A 14,248-nucleotide genomic window follows, 5' to 3' on the forward strand; every position below is an offset into this window, starting at 1 on the left:
GTCTCGACCATATTGTGACGTTCGGTTAATCAATCGAGGCGCCGTCGTTGGCCAGTGGAAGGACCAGCGAGACGCGGGTTCCGGTGCCGGGCTCCGAGCGCAGCGTGACGCGGCCGTCGTGGCGGCGAGCGACCCGCTCGACGATGCTGAGTCCGAGACCGACGCCCTTCCGGCCACCGATCGCCTGGCTGGTGCCGCGGTAGAACTCGGTGAAGACCTGGAGCTGCTCGGCGGCCGGGATGCCGACCCCGTTGTCGGTCACCGAGATCGCTGCCTCGCTCGCGCTCTCCACGATGTAGAGCCGGACATGGCCGCCGCGATGGGTGTAGACGAGCGCGTTGTCGACCAGCCGGAGGACCGCCGCCTTGATCTCGCTGCGATCGCCCAGCACCTGGATGCTGTGGGCGGGGACGTCGATGCTCACCTCGATGCCACGCTTCTCCGACTCGTACGTCCTCTGCTCGAAGATCTCGCGCAGGAGCGGCACCAGATCGACGTAGGCGACGTTCGGCCGGGACGCAGGGTCGGAGAAGCGCGAGAACAGGAGCAGGTCGTCGACCATGGCGACCAGCTGGTCGGACCGGCTGATCAGGTTGCCGACCTGCTGGAACCACGTCGACGATCCGCGGTCGTCGTGGCGCAGCGCATCGATGCCAGTGGTGAGAGCGATGAGCGGGTTGTGCAGCTCCTGCGCGACGGACTCGATGAGTCGGCTGTGGACTCTGTCGGCGGTCGCGAGCCGCTGGGCGAGGTCACGCTCCTGGGTGTAGGCGTTGGAGGTGAGCACGATGCGGCCGAAGTCGCGGCCGAACTCCATCGCGAGCCGTCCCTCGGTGTCGGTCCAGCGCGGGCGGCCGACGCCACGCACCAGCACGAGGTGGCCCAGCGCTGTCGTCTCGACACCGATCGGCACGACCAGGAGGGAGTCGGCGTCGACGGCGTCGAGGAACTCGATGCCGATCTTCGCGAGCTTCTTCCTCAAGCCCGTCTCGCCGTGCTGCAGCATCTGGTGGAGCTGGTCGCGGTTGACGATCGCGTGCTGGCCCTCGTTCCACCGTCGACTGCTCTGGTAGGCCTGCCCGATCGCGATGTTGGACTCGGTGACCTTCCAGCCGAGACCAGGGGAGACGTACGCCACCGACCCGCCCTCACCGTCCTGGGCCTGCACGTAGAGGCCGTCGGCGTCGAGACCTCGGCTCATCGCCTCCTGGGTGGCCTCGAGCACCCCGGTGAGACCGAGCTGTGAGTTGGCCTCGCGCAGGAAGCTCTGTGCCTCGATCAGGTTGTTGGCCCGCTCCTCGAGGTATTCGCGCTGAAGGGTCAGCAGCACCGCTCGCCTCGCCTGGCGAGCGAACCGGTTGAGGATCCGCTGCTGCCGGCGACCGGGCCGGCGACCGTTGGTGGGGCGGTCGATCGAGAGTACGCCGACGAGCTCGCCGTTCTCGTCGTAGAAAGGTGCCAGGAGCTCGTCGAGCCGGTGCCAGTCCTGCGGATCCTTCAGGATGTCCTCGTCGGTGTCGGGGACCCAATAGCCCTCCGCCTGTCCGATGGTGTTCTTCTCGTGCGGGACGAACTTGATGTCGCCCCAGTCCACGGACATGTCCAGCAGGTCGGTGACGACCGAGACGGGGAACCGGGTGCCCAGCATCTCGGCCACGGTCATCTCGCCGTCCACGGTGTGGCCGGTCTCGTTCCCGTACGCCGCGACGATCTCGAACTCGTCACCCCGACGGATGTTGATGACGGCAGCACCGAAGCCGACGAGCTCGGTGACACCTTCGGCGATCAGCTGCAGACCAGGATCCGGGGTCGGGTACGCCTCGGAGGCGCCGTCTGGCACGTCCGAGCCCGCTGAGGGCGTACTGGTCATGAGTTCTCCGCCGAGATGAAGATCCGCACCCCGTTACCGATGCGTAAGGTTAAACAATGGGCAGCGTCACACGGAATGTGCTTCCCGCGCCAGGGGTGGAGTCGACCGATATCAGTCCGCCACGGCGGCTGACGATCCGCGACACGATGGTCAGGCCGAGTCCGGTGCCCGGCTGTTTGAGGGCTGTGGGGTTGGTCGATCGGAAGAACTCGGTGAAGAGCCGGTCCTGGTCCTCCGGCGAGATCCCGAGGCCGTGGTCGGTCACCCGGAGCTCGAACCAGCCGGGGCTGGTCCGCGTGCTCACGATGACCTGACCGCCCTCGGGGCTGTACTTGATCGCGTTCGTGACCAGGTTGATCACGACCCGGTCCAGGTCGCCCGGGGCCAGGGTCACGTGGACGTCGTCGGACGGTATGTCGAAGACGAGCTCGTGGAGGTCGCTGGTGGGCATCTCGGCGCTGAGCTGGTCGTAGACCTCCTCGAGCACGCGGGCGACCTGGATCGGCACCGTGGGTGGCAGGTGGTCGGGGTCGGAGACCTTCGACAGCATCGCCAGGTCGGCCACGATCTTCTCGGTGCGGTCACGGTTGCGCGTGAGCGCGGTCAGCACCTCGGCGTACTCCTCCTCGGACTCCGCGTAGGGCAGCGACTCGATGTTCCACCGGAACGCGGAGAGCGGGTTCTTCAGCTCGTGGGCGACCGTCGCGATCAGCCGGCTCTTGTGGGCCTCGAGCTCACGCAGGGAGTCGACCGCGGCGCGCTGGCGCAGGTAGGCCCTGGAGTTGTGGACCACGCGGCCGAAGTCGCGGCCGAGGTCGGCGGCGGTGATCAGCTCGAGCTCGCTCCAGTGGGGCTTGTCGGGACCGCGGCCGAGGAGCATCGCGCCGTACCACGTCTGGCCGGAGCCGATCGGGACCCCGACGATCGAGCCCACCTTGTAGTGGCGGATCCACTCGGTGATCCGCTGCTGCAACGCCGGGTCTGGATGGGGCAGCCGCTCGGCGCCGTCAGGTGTCTGCACGGTGATGCTGCGCTGATCCCAGAGGTATTGCCCGTAGTCGACCATGAACGGGCTGGTCAGGTCGTCGATCGGGAGCTTGAAGTCCTCCCGGTAGACCTTGGTGCGGATGCCGCGGCCGCCCGGCTTCGACATGTGCAACCAGAAGTCGGTCAGGTCGAGCACGTCGACCAGCCCTGTGCTCAGCGAGTTGAGGATCTCGTCGGGGTCCAGCTCGCGCCCGGCGCGGCGGATCACGTCGCGGGCGGCCTCCGCGAGGCGTACCTGCTCGGAGAGCTCCTCGCGCTCCAGGGCGAGCAGGATCGCGCGCTGGGCCTGCACCGCGTGGCGGTTGAGCACGGCGCGCTTCTCCGGACTGGGGCGGAGGCCGTCGGTCGGGATGTCGACGATCAGCGTCCCGCGGAGCTTGCCGTCGTCGTCGCGCAGCGGAGCGACCAGCAGGTCCAGCGGGTTCCAGGCGCCGGCGGCGTCGACCGTCGTCATCGTCGGGATCCAGCCGTACACATCGGCGGCGGGGTCGAGCCGTTCCGCCGGCACGAACTTGAAGATGCCCCAGTCGTCGGCGCGGGCGAGCTCGGCCTCGAGCCGCTCGATCGGGGTGACGATGCCGAGCAGGTCGGCGCGGGCGGACTCCTGGCCCGAGACCACGACCATGTGGAGGTGGCCGTCGGAGCGCGCGACGCTGATCGTGGCCATCTCGAAACCGGCCAGCGCGGTCAGGCTGTCGGCGATCAGCTGAAGGTCGGAGAGATCCTCGCCCGGGGTGAGCAGACCACCGATCTCGGCCAGATCGGTGGTGATCGTCGTCATCGTCGTGGTGAGGTCGCTTCTGGCGCGATTCCCGCCCAACGGTGGTGGGGCGAATCCCGGTGGGACCGTCAGACGGTGACCGCCGGGGGGCTTGGGCGCTGAAGAAGTCATCGGATCGATTATCCGGGAAGTCGGTCCCGGGCGGTAGGGCGGACGTGGACGGTTCTTTGCATTCATGATTCCGAGACGTTCATGTGACCACCCTTACAGGACTGTCAAGGGTTCGCTGATCGCCTGCGTACGCCCTTACACTCGATGCCGTGGTCAACCTCACCAGCTCAGGTAGGCACGTGTCCCGACGCAAGGGTGGCGACGGCCGGCTCACCGCCGCCCTCGACCCCCACGACCAGGGTCCTCAGGACCACTGCGGTGTCTTCGGCGTGTGGGCGCCGGGCGAGGACGTCGCGAAGCTGACGTACTTCGGCCTGTACGCCCTGCAGCACCGTGGCCAGGAGTCGGCGGGCATCGCGGTCAGCAACGGTCGGCAGATCCTGGTCTACAAGGACATGGGTCTGGTCAGCCAGGTCTTCGACGAGCCGACCCTCGAGTCGCTCAAGGGCCACGTCGCCATCGGCCACGCCCGCTACTCCACCACCGGTGCCTCGGTGTGGGAGAACGCGCAGCCGATCTTCAAGCCGACCCCGGACGGCTCCGTCGCGCTGGGCCACAACGGCAACCTGATCAACGTCGCCGAGATGCGCTCGGCCGTCGAGGCGCTGCCCGAGCACTCCGAGGGACGCCACGCCCCGGTGTCGACCAACGACACCTCGCTGCTCACCGAGCTGCTGGCCTACCACCCCGACTCCTCGCTGGAGGCGCGCGCGCTGGAGGTGCTGCCGACGATCAGCGGCGCCTTCTCGCTGGTGTGGATGAACGAGGACACCCTGTTCGCCGCGCGTGACCCGCAGGGCATCCGCCCGCTGGTGCTCGGCCGCCTCGACCGCGGCTGGGTGATCGCCTCCGAGGACGCCGCGCTGGCCACCGTCGGCGCGAGCGTGGTCCGCGAGGTCGAGCCCGGCGAGATGATCATCATCGACGAGTCCGGACTGCGCTCGGTGCGGTTCGCCGAGGCCGACCGCAAGGGCTGCGTCTTCGAATACGTCTACCTGGCCCGCCCCGACGCCAACATCGCCGGCCGCAACGTCCACGAGTCCCGCGTCGAGATGGGTCGCGAGCTGGCTCGCGAGTTCCCGGTCGACGCCGACCTGGTCATCCCGGTGCCCGAGTCCGGCATCCCCGCCGCCACCGGCTACGCGCTGGAGAGCGGCCTGCCCTTCGGCCAGGCGTTCGTGAAGAACGGCTACGTCGGGCGCACCTTCATCCAGCCGTCGCAGACTCTGCGTCAGCTCGGCATCCGGCTCAAGCTGAACGTGCTCGAGCACATGGTGCGCGGCAAGAAGGTCGTCGTCGTCGACGACTCGATCGTGCGCGGCAACACCCAGCGCGCCCAGGTGCGGATGCTGCGCGAGGCAGGCGCCCTGGAGGTCCACGTACGGATCTCGTCGCCGCCCGTGAAGTGGCCGTGCTTCTACGGCATCGACTTCGCCACCCGCGCCGAGCTGATCGCCAACGGTCTCTCCGTCGACGAGATCGCCGCCTCGGTCGGTGCGGACTCGCTCGGATACATCTCCCTCGACGGGATGATCTCCGCGACCCGCCAGGAGCGCACCGCGCTCTGCACCGCCTGCTTCACCGGCGAATACCCCGTGGAGCTGCCCGACGAGAGCATGCTCGGCAAGCACCTCCTCGAGGTCTCGCTGCAGTCCCCGACCGCGGGCAAGGCCCTGCCGGTCCTGAACAACCCGTGATCGGAGATCCACCAGTGAGCCAGACTGACCAGAATGCCTCGAGCTCCGCTTCGGCGGTGAACGCCTACGCCGCAGCAGGTGTCGACATCCACGCCGGCGACCGCGCCGTGGATCTGATGAAGGTCTGGATCGAGAAGTCCCGGCGCCCCGAGGTGCTCGGCGGGGTCGGTGGCTTCGCCGGTCTCTTCGACGCGAGCGCCCTGAAGGCGTACGAGCGCCCGCTGCTGGCCACCTCCACCGACGGTGTCGGCACCAAGGTCGCGATCGCGCAAGCCTTGGACAAGCACGACACGATCGGGTTCGACCTGGTCGGCATGGTCGTCGACGACCTGGTCGTCTGCGGCGCCGAGCCACTGTTCATGACCGACTACATCGCCACCGGCAAGGTCGTCCCGGAGCGGGTCGCCGCGATCGTCAAGGGCATCGCCGAGGCGTGTGTCGAGGCCGGCTGTGCGCTGGTAGGCGGCGAGACCGCCGAGCACCCGGGGCTGCTGGCCGCCGACGAGTACGACGTGGCCGGTGCGGCCACCGGCGTCGTCGAGGCCGACAAGCTGCTCGGTGCGAACCTGGTGAAGGCGGGCGACGTCGTCCTCGCCATGGAGGCCTCCGGCCTGCACTCCAACGGCTACTCCCTGGTCCGCCACGTGCTGCTCAACTCGGGTGCCTACACGCTCGACCAGCAGGTCGACGAGCTCGGCAGCACGCTCGGCGAGGCGCTGCTGACCCCGACCCGTGTCTACGCCAAGGCCTGTCTCGACCTGGCCCGGGGCACCCGCACGCACGCGATGTCCCACGTCACCGGCGGCGGCCTCGCCGCCAACCTGGAGCGGGTCATGCCGGCGGAGCTCTCCGCGCGCATCGACCGCACCACCTGGACGCCCGCACCTGTCTTCGACCTCGTCCGCCGCACCGGCTCCGTGGCCTTGCCGGACCTGGAGATGACGCTCAACTGCGGCGTCGGCATGGTCGCGCTGATCGACCCCGAGGACGTCGACGAGGCCGTACGCATCCTCGCCGGCTACGACATCCGCGCCTGGGCCGCCGGTGAGGTCACCGCCACGCCTGGCGGCAAGGTCGAGCTCACCGGGGCGTACGCGGGCTGGACTGCCTGAGCTACCCGAACAGCCGAAAGGGCGCCGGAGCGATCGCTCCGGCGCCCTTTCGATGTTCTCAGACCTTCAGCACCTGCACGACCGACGGCCGCGGGCCGGCGAACTCGCCCGTACCGGCGGTGCCCTCGACGTAGTCGGGGAAGCGGGAGTTCGGCGCCTCCCAGGTCCCCTCCTCGCCGGGGTGCTGGACGGCGACGAAGACCGAGCCGTCGCGGTCGTGGACGACCGGACCGCAGGTCTCGGCATCACGGGGGACGGCGAGGAACTGCTGGACGTGGCCGCGCTCGCGACCCTCGAGCGGAACCTTGAACAGCCCGTCGGACTTCTGGATCGAGCTGGGCTGGCCGTCGGTGGAGATCCACAGGTTGCCCTCGGAGTCGAAGGCCAGGTTGTCCGGGCACGAGATCGGCGAGACCTTGTCCTGCGGGTAGCCCGCGAAGTAGGTCGACCCGTTCACCGACGGGTCGCCCGCGACGATCATCAGGTTCCACCGGAAGACGCGCGAGGTGTGATCGCCGTCGTCCTCGGTGATCTCGATGACGTGGCCGTCACGGTTGGCGTTGCGCGGGTTGGCCTCGTCCACGCCGGCCTTGCCCGTGGTGCCGCGCTGGGAGTTGTTGGTGCAGGCGACGTACACCTTGCCGGTCTTCGGTGAAGGCTCGACATCCTCGCAACGGTCCATCTTGGTGGCGCCGGCCTTGTCCGCGGCCAGACGCGTGAAGACGAGCACCTCCTCGACGCTCATCCCGGCGACCTTGCTGCGGCCGTCGACGACGAGCGGGACCCACTGGCCGTAACCGTCGAACTTGCCGTCGCTGGGCAGCTTGCCGGTGCCGTCGATCTCGGTGGCCGGGGAGTCGCCGTGGAAGCGCGCGACGTAGAGGCTGCCCTCGGTGAGCAGCTCGAGGTTCTTGGCCCGGTTGTGCGGGTTGTACTTCTTCTTGGAGACGAACTTGTAGAGGTAGTCGAACCGCTCGTCGTCACCGGTGTAGGCGACCACGTGGCCGCTGCCGGCGATGACGACGTTCGCGCCCTCGTGCTTGAGGCGACCCAGCATGGTGTGCTTGCGCGGGGTCGACGTCGGGTCGGTCGGGTCGATCTCGACGATGTAGCCGAACCGGTTCGGCTCGTTGGCGTAGTCGGCCGCACGCGCGTCGAAGCGCGGCTCGATGGCCTCCCAGCCGTAGGTCGAGGCCGCGCTGGTCAGGCCGTAGCGCTTCTCCTCGGCCGAGGTCCCGTTGGCGCGGAAGTAGCCGTTGAAGTTCTCCTCGCCCGACAGGATCGTGCCCCACGGGGTGGTGCCGCCGGCGCAGTTGCCGATCGTGCCGAGTGCCACGGTGCCGGTCGGGTCGGCGGCGGTCTTGAGCAGGTCGCTGCCGGCCGCGGGGCCGGTGATCTTGAACGGGGTCGAGGCCGTGATGCGACGGTTCTTCGGAGCAGACGGGACGTAGCTCCACTTCTCACCCGGCGCCGAGCGCTCGAGCTCGACGATCCCGAAGCCGTGAGCGGCCATGGCGATCTTCAGCTGCTCGGTGGCGTCGAGATCGGGTGGGAACATGATGTCGGGGTTGACGTACTCGTTGTTGCAGCACAGCAGGGCCTTGGTGCCGGCCTTGTTGGTCACGATGACGTCGGTGTAGTCGTTGTTGTAGCCCCAGGCGAGCGCCTGCTTCTCGGCACTCTGGTTGTTGACGTCGAAGGGGACGCCGCCGGGCAGGATCGGGTCGCCCCAACGGATGATCGGGTCCCAGGTGTAGCCCTGCGGCACCACGAAGGTGTCCTCGGTCGCCGCGACCGGGCTGATCGGCTTGAACGGCAGGTTCGTACGCCCGCCGTGGCCGCGGCCCGCAGCCAGACCGGCCTCGAGGGGGCCGGCGGCGGCCGCCAGACCGCTGCTGCCGACAGCGAGGGCGACGGCGCCGGCACCGGCGAGACCGAGGGCGTGACGGCGGCTGAGCGCCTTGCCTGCGATGTCGCGGAAGTAGCCGTTGTCGGAGGTGTTGGGGGCAGGCTTGGCGCACGCGCTGTCGCACTTGAGCGCGCAGGTCACGGCGCTGCGCTTGCCGCGCGTGTGGCCGGCCATGGGCAGCAAGGACAGCATGGTGCGTCGGCCGTCGGCGGCGGCAGGGGCACCCGGGTCGCTGCACGAGGGACAGGCGGTGTCGGTCTGGATGTCGCTCAGTTCGGTCACTGCATTTCCGTTCAAGACGCGTTTTGTCAGGTATCCCAAGAATCGGAAGGGAGGCTATGCGCGGCGAGACAACCGGTCGGCCCCTCAGTCTGTCGACGAGGTGAACGGCGAATGACGAGTCGTCGGGCCGCTCATCAGGCGGGGAATCATGTGACCTCAGTAACATTCGCTCCTAGCGAACGCATTTTCGACACCCCGGCGTGCGGATTCTTGGCATTAACCGGTAGCGTTGTCCTTACGAGAAACCTGTGAACAGCCCGGGACTATCCCGGCCAAGTGCGACGAGGGGGCTGGACCCTATGGGGCGCGGCCGAGCGAAAGCCAAGCAGACGAAGGTCGCACGCGACCTGAAGTACCGGACCTATGAGACGGACTTCGGGGCCCTTGCGCGCGAACTTCATGGTGATGAAGACACCAGTCAGAAGTCCGATCCGATGCCGGACGACTACGACGACTGGTCGGACTACGACGCGGGGCCCTCGCGCCCTTAGGTCGTGTCTTTCAGAGACGCGTCCTAAGGGGCGGTCGGTCAGAGCGGCAACGCTGTGGTCGACATCCCCTCAGGCCGATCGGCTCACGAGAACCTCCCCGTGGGTGCCATAGCCGGGTAGCCGGCCGCCGTAAGGCGTGCCGTCGAAGGCGACATGCAGCCACTCGTCCCCGACCGGGATCAGTGTGGGCCACGGAAGGTTCGAGACGTACGCCGAACGGAGCTCTGCGACCTCGTTGAGGTCCAGGTCGAAGATCGGGTAGCGAGCACGGACGCGACGTGGGTTGTCGCGTCCGTCGCTGGCGCCGACCACGACCGTGCCGCCCAGCGGGACGAGCGTGGTGCCCTCGGTGGCCGTCCGGTCGGTTCGCGCTGCCCGCAGGCTGAGTGCGTCCAGCCTCGGGCCGGCGGCGAGCACGGGATGGAACTCGAAGTACCTCGTGGCGCTGACGTAGCCGACCAGCCATTCGTCGTCGTGGCGCACGAGGTGCGGGTCCCAGACCCCGACCGACGTCAGGCCGTCCGTCGGCAGGGCGAGAGGGGTCGCGTCGAGGACGTGCTCGCCTCGAGTGAGATCCTCCCGAGAGCGAGCGATGGTGACACCGACCGGGCTCCACGGCTTTCCGGGGTCTGCTTCGTCGGGGGCCTTGAACCCGGCCCACGTGCTCGTCGTGACGACCCAGCCGTCCCCGTCGCGCATGAGATGGGTGGCGTGGTCGCCGTAGACCAACCCGTCCCGGCGGAAGTAGAGCGCCCCGCGATGGGCGAGCTCGTACGTCGTCGGGTCCAGCGCCCACACCGAGGTGTGCGCGGTGGGGAAGAAGCCCGGTCCGGCGCTGGTCGCGGTGAGCAGCACGGTGCCGTCGTCGTCACGGAACGGCGAGCCGTCGGCGTACGTCACCACACGGATGTCGCGTAGGCCGAGCTGCCCGAACGCGCCGGTGCGCACGTCTTCGGCAGCGCCCTCGTGGCTCGCAGCCAGGTCGGCGAGCCAGGACTCCGCACGCGGCTCGATCCCGAGCTCGGCGAGATCGACGCGCGCCCTGGCCACCCAGGCGGCGTTCTCCGTGCCTCGTGCGGTTGCGCCCTCGCGGGTCAGCGCGGTCAGCACGGTCCCGGTCAGCGCCAGCGCGAATCGGTCGGCGCCGCGGCCGACCCGGGCATGACGCCGGCTCACATGATTCGTACGCCGTGACCCGGTGGTCACCGCCAGCGACACCCGGCGGCCGTCGTACCTCCCGGTGAGGACGTCCCCACCCGAGGTGAAGGTCAGTGAGACCGGGCCGTCGCAGCCGACCTCGATCGCGGCATTGGCCGCGGGCCGGGACGAGCTGGTCGACTCGACCGCGATCGTGACGGGGCGCTGGCGACGTACGACCTTGAATTCCGGGAGCATCGGCTCCAGTCTTCCGGGCGCTCCGCGCCGGCGCTAACGCAGCCCCCGGACGTACGCGGTGGCCCGGCGCAGGTCGTGGAGGCGGGCCTCCCAGGTGATGCCGAGGAAGAGCAGCAGGAGCCCGGCCGCGCCGAGCGCCCACCACTGCTGCAGCATCGCGGCCGATGGCATCTGCGCCAGGGCCAGGATCGAGGCGACCAGCGCGCCACCGACCAGTGGCGCGGCCCAGCGCAGCCAGGCGCCGCCGATGATGAAGGCCAGGCAGGCGATGCCGAGGACGACGCTCCGCATCGAGATCGGGTCCTGGAGAGCCGCGGGGACGGACGGTACGAGGGCAAGGAAGACACCCGGTCCGAGCACCGGCAGCGAGGCGACCTCCGGGTCCAGGCGGAGCTTGACCACGCCGTAGACGACCAGCGCGATCGCCGGCGGCAGGGTGTAGTACTCCCAGGTTGCGACCGACGTGTCTCCCAGACGGATCCACAGGGCGATGGTGATCAGCGTGGCGCCGGCCCAGCCCAGGCGTCGACGTTCGTGGTGGGCGATCGCGTGGGCGGAGACGCCCGCGCCGGCCAGGGTCAGCAGGATGCTCAGCCAGGGAAGATCGACTCCGCTCGAGCCGACCGCGGCCGGTCCGTCCGGGGTCAGGACGATCGATGGCCCCAGGCTGACCGAGCCGAAGAAGATGGTGACCGCGGCGGCGACCGCGGTGGTGATCTCGGCCGAGGGGAGCAGCCGGAAGACGTTGACGACAGCCAGGATGACGATGATCCCGGCCGCGGCGTGGGGCGCGGCGATGTCGCTGAGGTTGGCGAACATCCAGCAGAACGCCGTCAGCGTGATGATCCAGTAGGGAGCGGTGACGGCCTTGGTCTGCTGCTCCCGGGTGAGCCGGTCGACGGTGATCGCGGCAGCGGTGAGCACCCCGGCCACCACCAGTGCCAGCAGGTCGTTGCCGAACGCGGCGCCGAGCGAACCCAGGCCGAGCACTCCCGCGATCGTGAGGCGCGGCCCGGACTGCTGCGGCTCGTGACGCAGGATCGTCGCGATGCACATGACCCCGGCGATCAGCAGCAGGATCGCCAACCAGTCGGTGTCCAGCGCACCCGACTCGTCGAAGGCACCCAGGGCGATCGACACGGCGGCGCCAGTGGAGGCCGCGGCCTCGGTGGCGGGGCTGCGGCGTACCAGGACGATGACGCCCATCGCGACGACGATCGCCACCGCGGTGTAGGGACGATCGATGTCGGTCATCCGGGCCGCCTGCCAGACCGCGGCGGTCAGAGCGAGGATCCAGTAGGCGGTCGCGACCTCCTTGGTCGGTCTGGACTGGACACGGTCGACGACGACGGCGAGGGCGGTGAGGATGATGGTCACGGCCAGGGCGAGCATGTCGCTCGAGAGGACCGCAGCCGTCGCCGCGCCGATCCCGACGATGCCCGCCACCGCCAGCGCGGGCGGCTGACGGTGGTGCAGACCGATGGCCGCGGCGAGGATCGTGGCGATGGTCAGCAGGACCGCCGCCCAGGTGACGTCGACCGAGCCGATCCCGATCGAGATCGCGGCGCAGGCGGCCGCTGCCCACCAGCCCGACGCCCGGAAGCGGAAGAGCGTGATCAGCCCGAGGACCGTCACGATCGCGCACGCGGCCCACTGCCGCTCCACGTCGACCAGCGGCGCGAGCGACCACAGGCCGAGGCCGAGCGTCACGACCGAGTAGCTGGCGGTGACCTCGCGATCGGCACCGGCCAGACCCCGAACCGCGTACGCAGCCACGCCCGCCAGCGCGAGCGCGACGACCACGGTGAGCAGGTCGCTGGGCAGCGCGGCGGCGAGAGCGACCAGGCCGAAGATGCCGGCGGCGACGAGCCGCGGCCGTCGCTCAGCCCACCAGGCCAGGGCGACGGCGACGCCGAGCAGCAACAGCGCCGGGACCAGCAGCGGCGCGCTGTAGCAGGCGGCCGTGATGGCGAAGCCGGAGAGACCGCCGGAGAAGATGATCCAGCGGACCGTGGCTCGGTAGGTGCGGAACGCGGGCGGGTTGGACTGGTAGAACCAGGCGGTGCCGAGGGCGAGGATCGCGAGCAGCGCCGGCAGCGTCAGCCAGCCCGGCAGCAACGCCTCCGGGCCGGTGACCGGGGAGAACGCGGAATCGGTCCAGGGCACGGCCGCGAGCCGGACCGCGGCCGAGGCCGTCAGGATGAGGACGGTGACGCCCAGGGCGGCGGCGTACGGCGTCAACGCGGTAGCGGCCCAGCGCCAGGGCCGGGGGAGTGCCATCAGCGCGCCGGCGGCGACCAGGGTGACGACCACGGCGACGACGGTCAGGGTGACCGGGCCGTCGTCGAGGGCGGGCTGGGTGAAGGTATAGGCCGCGATCAGCAGCGAGCCGCCGACCATCGCGACCTTGGCGTCCTTCGGCAGCGGGAACAGCAGCGCCACGACCGCGAGCACCGCGGACGCGCCGAGCAGCAGGGGCAGGGTGCCGCCGGTCAGCAGCTCGGAGCCGGTCAGCGCGGGATCGGTCAGGCCGCGGACGAGGAGCATCAGCCAGAAGCCCGCCATCACGACCATCGCGCCGAGGGTCAGGGCCCGCAGGTCGGTCTTGCTCGCCGCGATCACGACGAGGAGAGCGATGACCGCGGCGACCAGCGGGAACCAGATGAGGTCGGAGATGAGCTCGAGACCGATCAGGGCCGTGAGTACGCCGGCGGCGGCCGCCACCTGTGGTCCGATCACCGAGGTGAGCTTCTCGCTGCGCTCGCCGACCAGGGACATCGCGGTGCCGGCTATGAAGACGGCGACGCCGACGATGACCAGGAAGCCACGGTCCCATTCGGCTCCGCCGAGCCAACCGGCGTACTTCATCCCGGCTATGTCCAGGGCGAGCAGTCCCAGCGCGAGGGTCCAGACGCCTTCGGTGCCGGCCCGAAGCTCGAGATGCATCAGGACCGCGCCACCGATCGTGAAGAGCGCGGTGAAGACGAGCAGCATCGTCGTACGGCCACCGACTCCCATCGCGGCCCAGGCGACCGCGAGGAAGATGACGCCCGCGACCAGCAGGAAGAGGACGCCGACGCCGACCAGGATCAGCGGCACCGTGATCGGTGCGCGCCGGGCCACCACCGGGGCACCGGGGAACGGCGCCGGCCCGGCGACGGCGGTGGCGGCCGGGGCGGCGGGTGGTGCGGCGAGGGGCTCGACGACGGGTTCGGGCTGGATCAGCGGGGGCGCCGCAGGCGGCGCGGCAACCGGCGGCGGGGTCGGCCGCGCGGCCCGGCTGGCCTCGTCCCGGATCGAACGCAACCGGGTCATGAGTACGTCGGCTCGCAGCAGCGTCCCGTAGAGCTCTTGGGCCACGGCGTTCTCCAGCGGCAGCCCGCAGTTCGGGCAGGGGCTCGTGCCGGGCTCGAAGGCCTCCCGGCAGTCGGGGCAGCGACCAGGATCGGCGTACTTCACAGCCCACCATCCTTGCGTAGTTCCGCCGATGCGTGTGCGGGAAACGCAGAGGGTCCGGACCGAGTCCCGAAATGACAACCAGCTCCGACCCAGA

8 protein-coding genes are annotated in these 14,248 nt (G+C 69.7%); 3 read left to right on the forward strand and 5 right to left on the reverse strand.

Annotated features, from left to right (window positions below; translation table 11 throughout):
• Window positions 1-25: 25 nt before the first annotated feature.
• Together IEY84_RS13130 and IEY84_RS13135 are read right to left on the reverse strand one after the other, a co-directional pair.
• Window positions 26-1,870 (reverse strand): sensor histidine kinase, encoded by a 1,845-nt coding sequence (locus IEY84_RS13130; RefSeq protein ID WP_183548033.1) that lies wholly within the window; start codon window positions 1,868-1,870, stop codon window positions 26-28.
• 49 nt (window positions 1,871-1,919) lie between these two features.
• On the reverse strand, window positions 1,920-3,698 hold the full coding sequence (locus IEY84_RS13135; protein WP_183548035.1) for a sensor histidine kinase: 1,779 nt from the start codon (window positions 3,696-3,698) through the stop codon (window positions 1,920-1,922).
• Window positions 3,699-3,988: 290 nt separating this feature from the next.
• Here IEY84_RS13135 and purF point away from each other — a divergent pair, with 290 nt between their 5' ends.
• Both purF and purM read left to right on the forward strand, forming a co-directional pair.
• Window positions 3,989-5,506, forward strand: coding sequence for an amidophosphoribosyltransferase (gene purF, locus IEY84_RS13140; protein WP_183548037.1), 1,518 nt, complete (start codon window positions 3,989-3,991; stop codon window positions 5,504-5,506).
• Between the two features lie 56 nt (window positions 5,507-5,562).
• Complete coding sequence (gene purM, locus IEY84_RS13145) at window positions 5,563-6,618, forward strand: phosphoribosylformylglycinamidine cyclo-ligase (RefSeq protein ID WP_268244448.1); 1,056 nt, start codon at window positions 5,563-5,565, stop codon at window positions 6,616-6,618.
• 58 nt (window positions 6,619-6,676) lie between these two features.
• On the opposite strand, the gene IEY84_RS13150 is transcribed toward purM, so the two are convergent.
• The gene (locus tag IEY84_RS13150; protein WP_229788633.1) at window positions 6,677-8,809 is read right to left on the reverse strand and encodes a PhoX family protein; all 2,133 of its coding nucleotides are present in this window, start codon (window positions 8,807-8,809) and stop codon (window positions 6,677-6,679) included.
• A gap of 299 nt (window positions 8,810-9,108) precedes the next feature.
• Here IEY84_RS13150 and IEY84_RS13155 point away from each other — a divergent pair, with 299 nt between their 5' ends.
• A complete protein-coding gene (locus IEY84_RS13155; RefSeq protein WP_183548041.1) occupies window positions 9,109-9,300 on the forward strand; it encodes a DUF3073 domain-containing protein in 192 nt (63 codons plus the stop codon).
• 69 nt (window positions 9,301-9,369) lie between these two features.
• Here the strand turns inward: IEY84_RS13155 and IEY84_RS13160 are convergent, their stop codons facing one another.
• Together IEY84_RS13160 and IEY84_RS13165 are read right to left on the reverse strand one after the other, a co-directional pair.
• Window positions 9,370-10,695 carry a hypothetical protein gene (locus tag IEY84_RS13160; protein ID WP_183548043.1) on the reverse strand — a complete coding sequence of 442 codons (1,326 nt, stop codon included), beginning with the start codon at window positions 10,693-10,695 and terminating at the stop codon, window positions 9,370-9,372.
• 33 nt (window positions 10,696-10,728) lie between these two features.
• A complete protein-coding gene (locus IEY84_RS13165; protein WP_183548045.1) occupies window positions 10,729-14,154 on the reverse strand; it encodes an SCO7613 C-terminal domain-containing membrane protein in 3,426 nt (1,141 codons plus the stop codon).
• Window positions 14,155-14,248: the final 94 nt, after the last annotated feature.

The sequence above is a fragment of the Nocardioides albus genome, from assembly GCF_014648255.1.
Taxonomy (GTDB): Bacteria; Actinomycetota; Actinomycetes; order Propionibacteriales; family Nocardioidaceae; genus Nocardioides; species Nocardioides albus.

Coding starts and splice junctions, on each gene's coding strand:
- IEY84_RS13130 (WP_183548033.1), bottom strand. CDS start 1,870: ATGACCAGTACGCCCTCAGCGGGCTCGGACGTGCCAGACGGCGCCTCC.
- IEY84_RS13135 (WP_183548035.1), bottom strand. CDS start 3,698: ATGACGACGATCACCACCGATCTGGCCGAGATCGGTGGTCTGCTCACC.
- IEY84_RS13155 (WP_183548041.1), top strand. CDS start 9,109: ATGGGGCGCGGCCGAGCGAAAGCCAAGCAGACGAAGGTCGCACGCGAC.
- IEY84_RS13160 (WP_183548043.1), bottom strand. CDS start 10,695: ATGCTCCCGGAATTCAAGGTCGTACGTCGCCAGCGCCCCGTCACGATC.